Genomic DNA, 15895 nt, shown 5'->3' with positions numbered 1-15895 from the left:
CATGGAAGCCGAAATCACAACCATCCTGTTCGGATCGTTCCTGCTGCTGTTGCTGATCGGTGCCCCGATCACCGTTGCGCTGGGGGTGTCCTCGCTGGTGTCCTTTCTCTATCTCGGGGAAAACCCGCTAAAATTCGTCCAGATCGCCTTTACCTCGGTGGGCTCGTTCCCGCTGATGGCGCTGCCCGCCTTCATCCTGGCCGGGGCGCTGATGGAAGCGGCGGGCATTTCCAAGCGGCTGATCAACGTCGCGGAGAGCTTTGCCGGGCCATTCACCGGCGGCATCTCGGCGGCCACCGTCATGGCCTGCCTGTTCTTCGGAGCGATCTCGGGCTCGGGTCCGGCGACCACTGCCGCCGTCGGCATGCTGATGATCCCGGCGATGATCAATCGGGGCTATGACAAAGGCTATGCCTCGGCTGTCACCGCCTCCTCCGGCGGGCTGGGCATCGTCATTCCGCCCTCAATCCCGATGGTGATCTTCGGCATCGCCGCGCTTGGCATGGCGCCGCCGGCCGAAGCCGTGGCCGAACACGGCACCTTCCAGTCGGTGTCGATCTCCAAGCTGTTCATCGCGGGCTTCGTGCCGGCCTTCCTGATCGCCTCGTCGCTTCTGTTCATGAACTACCTGCTGGCCAAGAAGCGCGGCTATTCCGGCAGTGCCGAAGGCTGGTCGCTTCAGCTGATCGGAACACAGCTCTACAAGGGCTTCTGGTCGCTGATGGCGCCGCTGGTGATCCTGGGCGGTATCTATACCGGTTTCTTCACCCCGACCGAAGCCGCCATCGTCGCAATCGCCTATACCCTTGTCGTGGGCGTGGTGATCTATCGCGAACTGACGTGGAGCGCGCTGTTCCGCTCGCTCGAAGCCACCACCTGGCTGACCGGACGCGTGCTGCTGATCCTGTTCACCGCGACCGTCTTCGGGCGTCTGCTGGTCGAAAACCAAATTCCGGCGATCATCGCGGATTCGATGCTGAGCGTGACCACGAACATCTACATCATCTGGGCGCTGATCATCTTCTTCCTGCTCTTCGTGGGCATGTTCATGGAAACGCTGGCGACGATCCTGATCCTGGTGCCGGTGATGCTGCCGGTGGCCTATAGCGTGGGAATCGATCCGATCCATTTCGGTGTGGTCATGGTCTGTGCGCTCGGCATCGGGTTCCAGACGCCGCCGCTGGGGGAAAACCTGTTCATCGCGTCAGGCATTTCCAACATCACGATCGAGGAAATCTCGCTGCGCGCTCTGCCTTTCGCCGCGATCAACACCATCGCCATCTTCATCATCGCCTACGTGCCGGAGCTGTCGCTTTGGCTGCCGCGATTGCTCGGATACTGAGGAAAGGCCCGCATCATGACACCGTCGATCACGAACATCCTGTTCGCCACCAACCTGACTCACAACTCGACCTTCGCGCTGAAGCACACGGCCAGCATCGCCCAGGCGATGGGCGCGGACATCCACGTGCTGCATGTCAACGAGCCGGTGTCGGAAGACGCCAAGATCACCTTCGACCTGTTCGTTCTGAACGAAGAGGCGCGCCAGACCGCGACGCAGCGGCGTCACGAGATGGTGCGCAGGGTGCTGGAAGAGCGCCAGGCGCGCTTCTGGGCGGTATTCGAGGGCGAGGACCGCAAGGTCCGCGACCTGGTGACATCGGTGGAAGTGACCGATGGCTACCCGGCCGAGGTGATCCTGCGCCGTGCCAAGGAACTGGGCTGCGATCTGATCGTGATGGGTGCGCATGATCACGGCCTGACTCACACCTTCCTCGGGACCGTCGCCAAGCGGGTTCTGCGCCGCTCCGACATTCCGACCCTCATCATTCCCTACCGGGACGATCCCGAAACCCCGTCGAAATGACACTCAAACCGAAAGAGACCGACATGACCCAAACCCTTGACAAGACCCTGACCGCCCAGGACCTCGCCGATACGTTCGACGCCTTCAACCGGCACGACATCGATGGCGTGATGACCCATTTCGCCGATGACTGCGTGTTCTACACCGTCGGCGGCGAGCACAAGTATGGCAACAAGGTAGAAGGCGCAGACGCCATCGCCGCCGCCTTCTCGGCCGTCTGGGCCGGCATGAAGGACGCTCACTGGGACCACCATTCGCATTTCGTGCATGGCGACCGCGCGGTGTCGGAATGGACATTCTCAGGCACCGATGCCGACGGCATGCGCATCGAGGCCGAAGGCGCCGACCTGTTCACGCTGAAGGACGGCAAGATCGTCGTCAAGCAGGCCCTGCGCAAATCCCGCCCCGCCTTCAAGGCCTAATCGCAACCCCCCGGTTCCCCGGTTTTCAAGAGGACAAGACAATGCCAGACGGCTCGATCCCTCTGAGCTGGCCGAAAGCTAGCTATGATCCCAAATACGATCCGATCCAGGATGCTGGACCGGGCCATAATCGCGAACCGGCCCCGACCTATTGGATCGGGACCGGCGGCACAGCACCGGAAGACGACGGACCCGTCACCGCTGATATGGAAGCGGATGTCGTGGTCATCGGTTCGGGTTATACCGGGCTGAGCACTGCCATTCACCTCGCCAAGGATCACGGCATGCAGCCCGTGGTGCTGGAAGCCAACAGCGTCGCCTGGGGCTGTTCCACCCGCAATGGCGGACAGGCGCAGATCTCGTCGGGGCGGCTCAAGCGGTCGCAGTGGATCAAGCGCTGGGGCGTCGACGTGGCGCGGGGCATGCACCGCGAGGTTTCCGAGGCGTTTGACCTTTTCAACCACCTGATCGCTGATGACGACATCAACTGCGATCCGCAGCCGGGCGGACATTACTACATCGCCCACCGCGACAAGGTCATGGCCGGCCTCAAGAGCGAATGTGCCGTTCTCAACGAAACATTCGGCTATGGCGCGAAGATCCTGTCGCGCGAGGAACTGCACGAGAACCATGTGCGTGACCAGGAAGCCGCCGGAGCCCTCTGGGAACCGGACGGAACCTGCATCCACGCTGCCAAGCTGGCCTATGGCTATCTGCGCATGGCGCGGCGGCTCGGCGCGCGGGTCCACACGGCGAGCCCGGTGATGGGCTGGCAGCAACAGGGCGACTGGCACTACCTGCGTACGCCTGGTGGCATCGTGAAGACGAAGTCGGTGACTATCGCGACCGCCGGTTACACCCCGGTCGGGCTGCACAAGCGCACCAAGCATCGCCTGATGCCGATCTTGTCCAACTCGATGGTGACACGCCCGCTGACACAGTCCGAACTGGATGAGTGCGGCATCAAGGTGACGTCGCCGCTGACCGATACGCGGACCCTGCGCCACTACTATCGGCTGCTGCCGGACAACCGGGTGCAGATCGGCAGCCGCAGCGCGCTGACCGGGCGCGATGCCGAGAACGAGAAGCACCTGAACCTGCTGCGCAAGGGATTGGCGCGCAAGTTCCCGGCGCTCGACGGCATTAGTCTCGACTATTCCTGGTGGGGATGGGTGGATGTCAGCCACGACATGATGCCGCGCATCGTGCAGCCGGATCCACGCACGCGGATCTTCTACGCGATGGGCTATGGCGGCAACGGCGTCATGTATTCGGCCCAGGCCGGACGGCGTATGGCGCAGCTCGTCGCGGGCAAGAAAACCGAAGCGTTCGATCTGCCGATCTTCACCTCGCCTCTGCCGAGCCACGGCGTTCTGACGCCATTCAGGCGTCTGGGCCAGCGCTTCGCCTATCTCTGGTACTATCTCAACGACGAAGTCATCTGACTTCACCAATGAACTCAAGGAGTTACAAAATGAAAATGACCACCGAAGAAGCCTTTGTCAAAACGCTTCAGATGCACGGCATCGATAATGCGTTCGGGATCATCGGGTCGGCCATGATGCCGATTTCCGACATCTTTCCCGACGCGGGCATTACCTTCTGGGACTGCGCGCATGAAACCTCGGGCGGCATGATGGCGGACGGGTTCACACGTGCGACCGGCCGGATGTCGATGATGATCGCGCAGAACGGCCCCGGGATCACCAACTTCGTGACGGCGGTAAAGACCGCCTACTGGAATCACACGCCGGTGCTGCTGGTGACGCCGCAGGCCGCGAACAAGACCATCGGTCAGGGTGGCTTCCAGGAGATGGAACAGATGAACCTGTTCGCCGATTGCGTTGCCTATCAGGAAGAGGTGCGCGACCCCAGCCGGATCGCCGAGACGCTGAACCGTGTCATCATGCAGGCCAAGCGCGCCTCCGCACCGGCGCAGATCAACATCCCGCGCGATTTCTGGACACAGGTCATCGACATCGACCTGCCGGTGATCGTGGATTTCGAACTGCCGCAGGGCGGCGAGACGGCGGTTTCGCAGGCGGCTGAAATGCTCAGCAACGCGAAGTTCCCGGTCATTCTGAATGGCGCCGGTGCCGTCCTTTCGGAAGGCGGGATCGAGGCATCACGCATTCTGGCCGAGCGTCTGGATGCGCCTGTCTGCGTGGGCTATCAGCACAATGACGCGTTCCCGGGGAACCACCCGCTCTTTGCCGGACCTCTGGGCTACAACGGCTCCAAAGCTGGGATGCAGCTGATCAGCAAGGCGGATGTGGTGTTGTGCCTGGGCACGCGACTGAACCCGTTCTCGACGCTGCCTGGCTATGGCATCGACTACTGGCCCTCGGATGCCAAGATCATCCAGGTCGACATCAACCCGGACCGCATCGGCCTGACCAAGAAGGTCAGCGTCGGTATCGTCGGCGATGCGGCAAAGGTTGCGAAGGGCATCACCGCCAAACTGGCGGACACGGCCGGTGACATCGACCGTGCGGAGCGTAAAAACACCATCGCCACCACGAAATCCGCTTGGGCGCAGGAACTCACCTCGATGAACGAGGAGCAGGACGATCCCGGCACCGACTGGAACGTCCGCGCGCGGGCCGCGAAACCTGACTGGATGAGCCCCCGCATGGCTTGGCGCGCCATCCAGGCGGCTCTCCCGGTTGAGGCGATCATCAGCTCCGACATCGGCAACAACTGCGCGATCGGCAACGCCTATCCGTCGTTCAACGAAAGCCGCAAGTACCTGGCGCCGGGCCTCTTCGGTCCCTGCGGCTACGGCCTGCCATCCATCGTCGGTGCCAAGATCGGCTGCCCGGACGTTCCCGTGGTCGGTTTTGCCGGTGACGGCGCCTTCGGCATCTCGGTCAATGAACTGACGGCTATCGGACGCGGCGAGTGGCCCGCGATCACCCAGATCGTCTTCCGCAACTACCAGTGGGGCGCGGAGAAGCGCAACTCGACGCTGTGGTTCGACGACAATTTCGTCGGCACCGAGCTGGATGAAGGCGTGTCCTACGCGGGGATCGCAAATGCCTGCGGACTCAAGGGCGTGGTTGCCCGCACCCAGGAAGAGCTGACCGCTGCGCTGAACCAGGCGATCAAGGACCAGATGGAGAACGGCGTCACCACGCTGATCGAAGCCATGATCAACCAGGAACTCGGCGATCCCTTCCGCCGCGACGCCATGAAGAAACCTGTCGCCGTCGCAGGCATCAACAAGGCCGACATGCGATCGCAAAAGGCTGGCGTCGCTGCCGAGTAACCCCTCCGGTCCCGGCCTCTTGCTGAGGCCGGGATCCATCCTCATTTCAACTGCGAGGTGCGTCATGGAACTCTCCCTGGCCCCGAAGACGGCATTCTTCAAGCTGCGCGAGGGCATGCAACACCGCATGCCAGGTTTCCTGGTGGCCGCGGTCATCGCGATTGCCGCGCAGTTCATATCCGAACATTACGGCGCTCCGGCGATGCTGTTGGCGCTGTTGCTGGGCATCGCGTTCCACTTTCTCGCCGAAGAAGGCCCATGCAAACCGGGCATCGAATTCACCGCGCGTACGGTTTTGCGCATCGGCGTCGCTCTGTTGGGCGTGCGGATCAGCGCCGAACTGATGATCGGGCTGGGCGCCGACCTGATCGGACTGGTGATCGCGGGCGTTGTGCTGACCATCGGTTTCGGTTTGCTGGGCGCGCGGCTTCTGGGGCGCGGCTGGCGTTTCGGTCTTCTGACCGGCGGGTCGGTGGCGATCTGCGGCGCTTCGGCGGCGATGGCGATTTCCGCCGTTCTGCCGCGCAACGAACATTCCGAACGCAATCTGATCTTCACCGTCCTGTCGGTCACTGTGCTGTCCACCGTGGCGATGATCGCCTATCCTATTCTGGCCCAGACCTTCGAGTTCACCGACGAGGTGGCGGGCGTCTTCCTGGGCGGCACCATTCATGATGTGGCGCAGGTGGTCGGGGCCGGGTTCTCGGTCTCGGAGGAAACCGGCGAAGTCGCGACTCTTGTCAAGCTGATCCGGGTCGCGATGCTGGCGCCGGTGGTTCTGGTGATCTCGCTGACGGTGCGCCGATATGCGCAGGAGGGCGAAACCGACGGCAAGCGACCGCCGCTGCTGCCGTTCTTCGTGATCGGCTTTCTGTTCTTCGCGACGCTGAACTCCTTCGGCCTGATCCCGGCGATGGTGTCGGACGCGATGTCCAGCCTGTCGCGGTGGGCGCTGCTGATCTCGATCGCGGCGGTCGGCATGAAGACCTCGCTCAAGCGCATTCTGGACGTGGGCGGGCAGGCGATTTTCCTGATCGTGGCGGAAACCATCTTTATCGCGGTGCTGGTGCTGGCCGGCGTGGCGCTGCTTGGACACTGAGGAGGCATCCGATGAAACCCCTTGAAATGCTGCTGGTCAACGCAGCCAAGTCGGAACGTCTGATCGTTCTGAGCGAAGGCGCCGACCCACGTGTTGTGGAAGCGGCGGTCCAGGCTCGCGCGAGAAAGATCGCGCGCCTGATTCTGGTCGGTCCGCGCGCCGAGGTAGAGTCGGCATTTGCCAGGGCCGGGAACGAGATCCTGCCGGGGATCGAGATCCACGACCCGGTCGATTCGCCCCTGCGCGACGAACTGGCGGCGCTGTATCACGAGAAACGCAAGCGCAAGGGCGTGACGCCGGAGCTGGCGCGTGAGGCCGTGTGCGACCCGCATGTCTATGCCGCGGCTCTGGTCGCTGCCGGACATGCGGATGGCACCATCGGCGGGGCCGTCGCGCCCACCGCCGACATCGTGCGCACCGCGATCCAGGTGATCGGTCCGCACAAGGATGCGAACCTGGTATCGAGCTTTTTCCTGATGCTGTTCTGCGCCAGCCATCACAGCAAGAAAGGCGCGCATGTCTTTGCCGACAGCGGGCTGGTCATCGACCCGGATGCCACGGAAATGGCGCTGATCGCGGGGGCGTCGGCACAGTCGCTGACCGATCTGACCGGCGAGACGCCGCGTGTTGCGATGTTGTCCTTTTCCACCCGCGGCAGCGCCAGCCATGCGTCGGTTTCCAAGGTCGTCGAGGCGACGGCACGGGCGAAGGCGGCCTATCCGAACCTTCTTATCGACGGCGAGTTGCAGTTCGATGCCGCTTTTGAACCGGGAGTGGCCTCCGCCAAGGCGGCGGATTCGCCGCTCAAGGGCGAGGCCAACGTGTTCATCTTTCCGAACCTCGAAAGCGGCAACATCGCTTACAAGATCGCTCAGCGGGTCGGCGGTGCTGTTGCGATCGGACCGATTCTTCAAGGCTTGGCCAAGCCCGCCAACGATCTGTCGCGCGGCTGTTCGTCCGAAGACATCCTGCACATGATCGCCGTGACGGCGGCGCAGGCGGATGCGGCGCAGCAGCGTGATCCGGAGACCACGGCATGACCCGGCACATCATCGACCTGAACGCCGACGCCAAAACCGTCCAGACCCGGCGGCTGGCAGACGAAGAGGGCCGCGTCCTGGAGGGGGATCCAGAACAGAAGATTGCGCTGCACTATTCTGATGGGAGCGGACGACTGCGTGTCGGGCAGTGGATTTCAACACCTGGAAAATGGCGGGCTTTCACGAACCGTGACGAATACTGCTATATCCTGAGCGGACGCTGTGCTCTGATCCACGAAGATGGCACGCGGCGGGAATTTACTGCAGGCAGCAGCTTTCTCATCCCCGATGGATTTCGCGGCTACTGGGAAGTCATGGAAACCACCGAAAAGCATTTCGTAATTCTGACCCGCGACGAGGACTGATACCGCTCGGCGATTGCCGGTCCCCAAGCCGCAGCAAACCTGACGGCGATGCCAGGATTTTTTTATTTTCCACCTATTGGAGATAAACCACCGGCTTCCAGCCGGTCCGCTTCAGCAACTATATTGCTGATCTCTCCTCCTGGATTTTGAAACCCGCGGAGGCGGTACGATTTCAAAATCCAGGAGGAGAGATCATGCGTTACGCGTCATCCGCGCACACGCGATTTTACCACAGGTTCCATGTCCTGTGGGTCACGAAATACCGTTACGCGGTTCTTCAGGGACCGATGCGCGAGCGTATCCGGCAGATCATCCGGCAGACCTGTGACGAAATGGGCGTTCACATCGTGCGCGGCGTACTGGCGCGAGACCACGTCCACATGTTCCTGTCGATCCCGCCGAAACTCTCGCTGTCGGATGTCATGCAGCGGATCAAGGGCCGCTCCTCACGGCGCATCCAGATGGAGTTCCCCGAACTGCGCAAACGGTACCGGGGCAGGCGCTTCCGGGCGCGCGGATATTTCTCGACCACCTCGGGCAACGTTACCGACGACATCATCATGCAGTACCTGGAATTACATTCCGCAAAATGATGACACCGGCGTCAGCCGGTGTGTCGTTCACTTTACATCTCCGGGTTTTCGTCGCCGAAGATCGGATCGCATATTATCACCGGGTTTCGGATTTTATGCCCGGAACGAAATCGATTGATTTCATTGATTCGGCTTGAAATTCGTCGCTGTGAAAGGCGATGAAATTGTTCAGGAGCGCTTTCTTCCGTGCGACTTTCCGGATCTTGGCATGAGGGAGCGTCGCTTGGCGATGCCGCTTGGGGCAACGGGCTTCCGAAGGTTCTATTTGTCGTCCCGGCGCTCGCAGTACGAAGATGCAACGACAAAACTGCTGCCGTTCAGCGAACTTGTTCGGCGGATTGACCAAGTGTTAACGGCGCGGGCGCGCGGTTAGCGGATGACTGAACTATGGCCCTGTATACCCCATGGACCGTGACGCGGACCATATGCCTGTGGTCGCGCACTCAACCGCAAGTCCTTACAGGGCTTTGATCCGAAGGATTAGACATGGCCACAACTGCATATACTCTGCTGGACACCTGGGATGCCGTCAACCGGTACACGGCCGCCGGGGAAACGGACGTCATTCTGAGCAATACGGGCGGTCGGGTCGTCACCTGGACGCTGACCACGAACAACCTGAAACCTGCTGTCGCCATTTCGCAGGGCCATCCACTGCTGCCCTACCTGAGTCAGGCCATGAAGCTGAAAGACGGCGAACGGCTCTGGATGGCCGGGGCCGGCGCGACGGCTTCCCTGGGCGTATGATCTGACGGCCGGGCTTTGGTTTTTCGGCCTGAACGGGGTTGCCACGGGATCTTTCGTGGCACCCCTTCGCTGGTGACGGGTGGCGCGCCGAAGGCCTTTTGTCCCAGCCCTGATATCAGGACAGGGCCGGCGCGCGGCCAATCTCCTGCCAACAGGGGTTGATCTTGGGGCAGCGTTCTGACCTGCTTGATCCTGGCCGGTCTGTTTCCGGTCGGGTCATGGCCGGCGGCCGGCCGCCTGCCAAGGATTCCTGGTGGAACAATGAAGCCTGAGGCAACTGTCGGCATTCTGATGCTGGATTCTCGGTTTCCGCGCCTTCCGGGGGATGTGGGCAATCCGGCAACATGGCCGTTCCCTGTCCGCTACGGTATTGTCCGCGGCGCCACTCCCGATCGGGTCGTGATGCGGCAAGATCCGGATCTTCTGGGGCCTTTCATAGATGCCGGCCGTGAACTGGTCAGGGACGGCGCGACGGGGATAACCACGACCTGCGGCTTCCTGTCGATGTTTCAGGACGAATTGGCGGTGGCGCTTTCGGTGCCGGTCGCCACGTCGTCTCTGATGCAGGTCGAGATGGTGAACCGGGTTCTGCCGGCTGGACAGCGCGCGGGGATTCTGACGATCTGCGCATCGACGCTGACGGCCGAACTTCTGGCGAAGGCCAACGTGCCCGACGACACCCCGATCGGGACGACGGAAGGCGGGCGGGAATTCACCCGTGCGATCCTGGAAAACCGGTTCGAACTGGACGTGAACCTGGCGCGGCGGGACAATGTCGCTGCCGCCCGGTCGCTTGCGGCGGCGCATCCGGACCTTGGGGCAATCGTGCTGGAGTGCACGAACATGGGGCCCTTTGCGGCGGATATCGCCGCAGACACGGGTTTGCCGGTCTATTCGATCGTCAGTTTCCTCAACTGGTTCCAGTCCGGGCTGGCACCGCCGGCCTTTGGTTAATTCAGGAGAGTGAGCCACATCCAGATCGTGAAGACCGAACTGCCCGTGGCGATCAGCACCGAAGAAGCGGCTACCCGTTTGGCCCGTCCATACATGTTTGCGAAGATATAGGCATTGACTCCGGGCGCCATGGATGCGTTCAGAATTGCCGAGCGAAACAGGTCCTGTTGCAGCGAGAGAGACTTGCCAAAGGCCCAGACCAGGGCCGGGTGGATCATAAGCGAAATCATGCAGACATAGGCGATGGTGCGCAGGTCGCCTTCGGGACGGTATTGCACGAGCAACCCGCCAAGTGCGAAGAGGGCGCAGGGCAGCGCGGCGCGGATGATCAGGCCGAGCGCGTCGTCGATGACGCCGGGGATGGGCAAACCGGTGACATTGAAGATGAACCCGAGACCGATACCCAAGATCAGCACGTTGCGGAACATCGCGCTGAAGGTGGCGCGCAGGGTTCCCAACCCGCCAGCGCCGCGGTTGCGCACGATTTCCATCGACGTGATCCCGAGCGCGTAGCAGAAAGGCGCATGAAACGCGATGATCGCGTAGTTGCCAGTCAGACTGTCCGGGCCATAGGCGCGTTCGGTGATCGGCAGACCGAGCAGCACGGAGTTCGAGAACAGGCAGCAGAAGCCGATGGCGATGCAGTCTTCCCAGTCGCGCCGGAAGAACAGGCGTCCGCCGGCGATACCGAGCAGGAAACACAGGGCCGCCCCGGTGTAGAAGCTCGCGAGAAGACGCGGGTCGAATCCGGCGGACAGGTCGATATGGGCGATGGCGCGGAACAGCAGGCAGGGAATCGCGAACTGCTGGGTAAAACGCATCAGCGCGTCGATCTGCAGATCGTTGAAGAACCGCGTGCGGGTTGCCGCATAGCCGGCGCCGATGACCAGGAAAACCGGCAGAATAACATCGATCAGGGTCTGGAACATGGGATTCCGTCATATGTTGCACCGTTGGAGGGATGCTCCAGCCCGGATATGTGCGAACAGGTGAGGCGGATGGCGGTACTCACATCGGCACGGTCAGGGTCAGACCGTCGTAGGCGCAGCTTACATGGTCCGGCGTTTCCGCGGTCACGGTGTCGAAATCCATGTCGATATGCATGTTGGTCAGAATTGCTTGCTTGGGTTTCGCCCGCTCGATCCAGTCCAGCGACTGCGCCAGATGCGCGTGCGTGGGATGCGGTGTTCGGCGCAAGGCATCGACGATCCAGCAGTCCAGATCCTGGAGTTCCGCCCAGGAGTCGTCATAGATTTCAGCCACGTCGGGCAGATAGGCCAGGCGTCCGATGCGGAAGCCGAGCGCGTCTATGGAGCCGTGTCCGACCTTGACGGGGTGAAAGGGCACCGGTCCTCCGGGACCGTCGATCTCGAACGGGCCGTCGATGGTGTTCAGCCTGAGGATCGGCGGATAGGGCGACCCCTTGGGCTGGACAAAGGCATAGCCGAACTTGCTGATCAGGTCGTTCTGGGTGTCGCCATCGGCCCAGACGGGCACACGGGCGCGCATATTGAACACGATCATCCGCAGGTCGTCTATGCCATGGACATGGTCCGCGTGGCCGTGGGTATAGACCACCCCGTCGAGCCGTCCGGTGCCGGTGTCCAGCAACTGGCTGCGCAGGTCCGGCGAGGTATCGATCAGAACGCTGGTGGTGCCGTCAGGCCCGTCGCGTTCCACCAGCATGGAGCAGCGGCGGCGGCGGTTCTTCGGATTGTTCGGATCGCAATCGCCCCAATGCCCGCCAAGGCGCGGCACACCGCCGGAGGAGCCGCAGCCGAGAATGGTGAACCGCAGGTCGGTCATCAGGCGGCGGCCTCGAACCGGGCCGCCTTGGAGAACAACCGGTCGAAATTCTCCTGGGTCCGGGCGGCGAATTCGGCGTAGCTGAGGCCGAAGACCTCGGCGCCCTTGCGGGCCGTGTGCGCGGTATACGCGGGTTCATTGCGTTTGCCGCGATGGGGCGGCGGCGCCAGGTAAGGCGCGTCGGTTTCCACGAGAATGCGGTCGATCGGGGCGGCTGCGAAGATGTCCCGCAACTCCTGGCTCTTGGGAAAGGCGGCGATTCCCGACATCGACAGGTAGAACCCAAGGTCGAGCGCCGCGCGGGCCAGACCGGCACCCGAGGAAAAGCAATGCATGACGCATGAATAGGCGCCATTGCGGTGTTCTTCGGTCAGGATGCGGGCAATGTCAGCGTCGGCATCGCGTGCATGGATGATGAGCGGCAGGCCGGTGTCGCGGGCCGCCGCGATATGGCGGCGCAGGCTGTGCTGCTGGATCTCGGCGCTGTCGGCCGTGTAATGATAGTCCAGCCCGGTCTCTCCGATCCCGACGCATTTCGGGTGCCGGGCCAGCGCGATCAGTTCGTCGACCGTGGCCAGCGGTTCCTGCGCCGCGCTCATCGGGTGGGTGCCGGCGGCATAGAACACAGGGGCATGCGCCTCCGCGATGGCGCGCACGGCGGGTTCATTGCGCAAACGGGTGCAGATCGTGACCATGCGCGTGACGCCGGCTGCAGCGGCATTGGCGATGATCTGGTCCAGGTGGCCGTCGAAATCGGGGAAATCGAGGTGGCAGTGGCTGTCGGTGATTTCGGGTGTGTCGGTCATGGCCTCGGGGCGCGGGGGGCGCCCGCCGCAGTTTCCTGAATCTTGAAAACCGTATCTAGGACCAGCGCGGCGGGGTCAAGGTTGACCGCTTGCCCGTGGCGGCCGCGCGCGGTGATCGTCGCCGCGATATCGGCCCAGGACCGTCCCATGCGGACGGTGTCCGACAGGCGTGCGAGCACCGCCGCTTCGCCCGCCGCGGCTTCGGGGAGCGGGGCAGTGCCGCTCGCCCCGGTGCGTGCCAGCCGGACCAGCAGGATGTCGATGAGGGTCAGGAGCAGATCAAAACGGTCCGATGCGCCACGCGCCGCCGCCGCATCGGCCAGGGCGAGCGCCTGGACCCGGTCGAGCCGGGGCAGCGAAGAGAGAATCGCAACCAGTTCGCTGTAGGTCTGCAACCCGCCAAGATTGATCAATCGCAGCGCCGCGCCGACCGATCCGGAGGCCAGCGTGGCCAGATGCACCAGTTCGTCGGCAGAGCGGGGCGTTTCCAGCCCGATCTGCGCCAGCGCGGACTGCATGCCGCCGGTATCCAGCGGGCGCAGGCGCAGGGTGCGGCAGCGGGACCGGATCGTCGGCAGAAGCCCCGAAGGCTGATGCGACACCAGAAGAAGAGTGGTGCGGGCCGGGGGTTCTTCCAGCATCTTCAGCAGCGCATTGGCCGCCGATGTGTTCATTTCATCCGCGTCGTCCACGATAACGACGCGATGCCCGCCATCCGCGGCGGACAGGCCGAAAAAACGCGACAGGCGGCGGATGTCCTCGACCACGATCTCGTTGCGCATCCGGTCGGTTTTCTCGTTGACCGTGCGGGTAATGGCGGCCAGTCCCGGCTCTGCTCCGGCGAGAATGCGGCGAGCGACCGGATGTTCCGGGTCAATGTCCAGCGATGTGGCCGGAAGGGGCGCACCGAACAATCCGGCACCGGCGGCGGGGGGCGTCGCGAGCAAGAACCTGGCCATGCGCCAGGCCAGGGTCGCCTTTCCGACGCCGCGCGGGCCGGTCAGCAGCCAGGCGTGATGCATCCGGCCGGAATTGAACGCTTCGAGAAACGCATCCTGGGCGGCGTCCTGCCCGAAAAGGGTCCGGGTTTCGCGCGGATGCGGCGCGCCGGGAACCTGGTCGGGGAGGGGATGGTCTTCGCTCATGCCGGGGCAGGGGCGGCGCAGGCCAGCACGTCGGCGGCGACGGCGTCGATCGCTCGGTTGCCGTCGATTACCCGGAACCTGGCGGCGTGTTCGCGGGCCAGCGCGAGAAACCCGGCACGCATCCTGCTTTGCAGCTCCGGGCCGAAATCTTCGAACCGTTCTTCGGCGCCCTGCCTTTGGCGCGCGCGCTCAAGCCCAAGCGCCGGGTCCATGTCGATCAGCAGGGTCAGGTCGGGTTCGCGCCCGATCATCAGATCGTGCAGCGTGTCCACGAGGGCCCGAAGATCGCCGCGCGACAGGCCCTGATACATGCGTGTGCTGTCGGCGAAACGGTCGCAGATCACCACCTTTCCAGCCGTGAGCGCCGGCAGGATCAGCCGTTCCATGTGGTCGCGGCGCGCGGCGGTGAACAGCAGGATTTCGGTTTCCGCGGACCAGCGGTCCGGGTCGCCTTCCAGCACCAGCCGGCGGATTTCCTCCGCGCCGGGCGATCCGCCGGGTTCACGGGTCAGCACAACGTCCTGCCCAGCGTCACGCAGCGCCTGCGCCAGAAGCCGGGCCTGAGTCGACTTGCCCGATCCGTCGATGCCTTCGAAGGTGATGAACCGGCCGGAGGATGCGCCTGTCACATCGCCTCCGACGGACCGTTGGCGAACCGGGTGATCAGATGCCTGGCCGCGGTCTTGACCTTGACCATGAAGCCGCCGTTGGGAACATCTTCCGCCGCCACCAGCGGCCGGCGGAATTCGGGCAATCCTTCCGGCTTGACGACCAGTTCGGCCAGCATGTCGCCCTTCTGGATCGGCGCGTCGAAGGGCCCCTGGTAAACGATCTCGGCCTGGACCGTTTCATCGTTCAATGCCGGCAGCAGCACGGTCACGTCTTCCTGCGGCACCAAACCTACCGATTGTTGTGCTCCCATCCAGACATCGGCCTGGGCGATCGGGGTTTCGGCGGCGGCGATTGTCTTTTCGACAAAGTCGCGAAACGACCAGTTAACGACGGCTTCGGATTCCTGCGTCCGGGCCTCCTGACTTGGCAGGCCGGACAGCACAAATATCACCCGCCGGTCGCCTTGTTTCGCGGACCCCACGAGGCCATAGCCGGCTTCCTGCGTGTGGCCGGTTTTCAGCCCGTCCGCGCCGATGCCCAACCCCAGAAGCGGGTTGCGGTTGAACCGGTTGGCCGGAGAGCGGTCCTTGTAGTTGAATTCGGTCTGCTGGAAATACTGGTAGAACTCGGGAAATTCCTCGATCAGGTGCTGTGCGAGGATGCCGAGATCGCGCATGCTCATCCGCTGGTAGGGATGGGGCCAGCCCGAGGCATTGGCGAAGGTCGAGTGGGTCATGCCCAGTTGCTTGGCCTTTTCGGTCATCTGCTGGGCAAAGGCCTCTTCGGACCCGGCCAGGCCCTCGGCGACGACGACCGTCGCGTCATTGCCCGAGGAAACGATGATTCCCTGGATCAGCTCGTCGGCGGTTGGCCGGTCCAGTTCGTTGAGAAACATGGTCGATCCGCCCATGTTCTTGGCCCTGGTGGAGACGCTGAACTGTTCGCCAAGGCTGACGCGGTTGTCGCGCAGCGCGTCAAACAGCATGTAGAGCGTCATCAGCTTGGACATGGACGCCGGCGGCAACGGCTCGTCGGCGTTCTTGGCCAGCAACACGGTGCCCGTCGTCTGGTCAATGACGAAGGCCGAGGTGGCCGTGGTGTCGAAGGCCTGCGCGGTGAGCGGCAGGTGGCAGAACAGCAAGGCTGCGAGAAAACGTCGGAATGCGGACAT

Annotated in this window: 17 protein-coding genes; 11 read left to right on the top strand and 6 right to left on the bottom strand. The window is 63.1% G+C overall.

Going from position 1 to position 15895, the window contains the following annotated elements:
* Nucleotide 1: 1 nt before the first annotated feature.
* The 11 genes from QO034_RS11855 (at nucleotide 2) to QO034_RS11805 (ending at nucleotide 10355) form a co-directional block, all read left to right on the top strand.
* Nucleotides 2-1342, top strand: coding sequence for a TRAP transporter large permease (locus tag QO034_RS11855; RefSeq protein WP_284485750.1), 1341 nt, complete (start codon nucleotides 2-4; stop codon nucleotides 1340-1342).
* 15 nt (nucleotides 1343-1357) lie between these two features.
* A complete protein-coding gene (locus QO034_RS11850) occupies nucleotides 1358-1867 on the top strand; it encodes a universal stress protein (RefSeq protein WP_284485749.1) in 510 nt (169 codons plus the stop codon).
* A gap of 23 nt (nucleotides 1868-1890) precedes the next feature.
* On the top strand, nucleotides 1891-2289 hold the full coding sequence (locus tag QO034_RS11845) for a nuclear transport factor 2 family protein (RefSeq protein ID WP_284485748.1): 399 nt from the start codon (nucleotides 1891-1893) through the stop codon (nucleotides 2287-2289).
* 41 nt (nucleotides 2290-2330) lie between these two features.
* Complete coding sequence (locus QO034_RS11840) at nucleotides 2331-3734, top strand: NAD(P)/FAD-dependent oxidoreductase (protein ID WP_284485747.1); 1404 nt, start codon at nucleotides 2331-2333, stop codon at nucleotides 3732-3734.
* A 29-nt stretch (nucleotides 3735-3763) separates the two neighbouring features.
* Nucleotides 3764-5557: a sulfoacetaldehyde acetyltransferase gene (gene xsc, locus QO034_RS11835; RefSeq protein ID WP_284485746.1), complete on the top strand. Its 1794-nt coding sequence runs from the start codon at nucleotides 3764-3766 to the stop codon at nucleotides 5555-5557.
* A gap of 64 nt (nucleotides 5558-5621) precedes the next feature.
* Entirely contained in the window at nucleotides 5622-6656 is a 1035-nt protein-coding gene (locus QO034_RS11830; protein ID WP_407696760.1) for a YeiH family protein, read from the top strand.
* An 11-nt stretch (nucleotides 6657-6667) separates the two neighbouring features.
* Entirely contained in the window at nucleotides 6668-7696 is a 1029-nt protein-coding gene (gene pta / locus QO034_RS11825) for a phosphate acetyltransferase (RefSeq protein ID WP_284485745.1), read from the top strand.
* Nucleotides 7693-8061 (top strand): cupin domain-containing protein, encoded by a 369-nt coding sequence (locus QO034_RS11820; RefSeq protein WP_284485744.1) that lies wholly within the window; start codon nucleotides 7693-7695, stop codon nucleotides 8059-8061. The genes pta and QO034_RS11820 overlap by 4 nt, the downstream gene beginning before the upstream one ends.
* 194 nt (nucleotides 8062-8255) lie before the next feature.
* On the top strand, nucleotides 8256-8654 hold the full coding sequence (gene tnpA / locus QO034_RS11815; RefSeq protein WP_284485743.1) for an IS200/IS605 family transposase: 399 nt from the start codon (nucleotides 8256-8258) through the stop codon (nucleotides 8652-8654).
* Nucleotides 8655-9140: 486 nt separating this feature from the next.
* Nucleotides 9141-9401: a hypothetical protein gene (locus QO034_RS11810; protein WP_284485742.1), complete on the top strand. Its 261-nt coding sequence runs from the start codon at nucleotides 9141-9143 to the stop codon at nucleotides 9399-9401.
* A gap of 261 nt (nucleotides 9402-9662) precedes the next feature.
* Nucleotides 9663-10355: an aspartate/glutamate racemase family protein gene (locus tag QO034_RS11805; RefSeq protein WP_284485741.1), complete on the top strand. Its 693-nt coding sequence runs from the start codon at nucleotides 9663-9665 to the stop codon at nucleotides 10353-10355.
* Here the strand turns inward: QO034_RS11805 and QO034_RS11800 are convergent.
* The 6 genes from QO034_RS11800 to QO034_RS11775 all read right to left on the bottom strand — a co-directional run bounded on the left by QO034_RS11800 (nucleotide 10352) and on the right by QO034_RS11775 (nucleotide 15895).
* The gene (locus tag QO034_RS11800) at nucleotides 10352-11284 is read right to left on the bottom strand and encodes an AEC family transporter (protein ID WP_284485740.1); all 933 of its coding nucleotides are present in this window, start codon (nucleotides 11282-11284) and stop codon (nucleotides 10352-10354) included. The two genes, QO034_RS11805 and QO034_RS11800, sit on opposite strands and share 4 nt — an antisense overlap.
* Nucleotides 11285-11363: 79 nt before the next feature.
* Nucleotides 11364-12161 (bottom strand): MBL fold metallo-hydrolase, encoded by a 798-nt coding sequence (locus tag QO034_RS11795; RefSeq protein WP_284485739.1) that lies wholly within the window; start codon nucleotides 12159-12161, stop codon nucleotides 11364-11366.
* Nucleotides 12161-12967: a TatD family hydrolase gene (locus tag QO034_RS11790; protein ID WP_284485738.1), complete on the bottom strand. Its 807-nt coding sequence runs from the start codon at nucleotides 12965-12967 to the stop codon at nucleotides 12161-12163. Before QO034_RS11790 ends, QO034_RS11795 begins: the two co-directional genes overlap by 1 nt.
* Nucleotides 12964-14112, bottom strand: a complete 1149-nt coding sequence (locus QO034_RS11785; protein WP_284485737.1) for a DNA polymerase III subunit delta' — start codon at nucleotides 14110-14112, stop codon at nucleotides 12964-12966. Before QO034_RS11785 ends, QO034_RS11790 begins: the two co-directional genes overlap by 4 nt.
* Entirely contained in the window at nucleotides 14109-14741 is a 633-nt protein-coding gene (gene tmk, locus QO034_RS11780) for a dTMP kinase (protein WP_284485736.1), read from the bottom strand. The genes QO034_RS11785 and tmk overlap by 4 nt, the downstream gene beginning before the upstream one ends.
* Nucleotides 14738-15895 carry a D-alanyl-D-alanine carboxypeptidase family protein gene (locus QO034_RS11775; protein WP_284485735.1) on the bottom strand — a complete coding sequence of 386 codons (1158 nt, stop codon included), beginning with the start codon at nucleotides 15893-15895 and terminating at the stop codon, nucleotides 14738-14740. The genes tmk and QO034_RS11775 overlap by 4 nt, the downstream gene beginning before the upstream one ends.

This window comes from Sedimentitalea xiamensis (assembly GCF_030164465.1).
GTDB lineage: Bacteria > Pseudomonadota > Alphaproteobacteria > Rhodobacterales > Rhodobacteraceae > Sedimentitalea > Sedimentitalea xiamensis.
The sequence above is the reverse complement of the archived record's forward strand: the minus strand, read 5'-3'. Positions and strand labels throughout refer to the sequence as shown.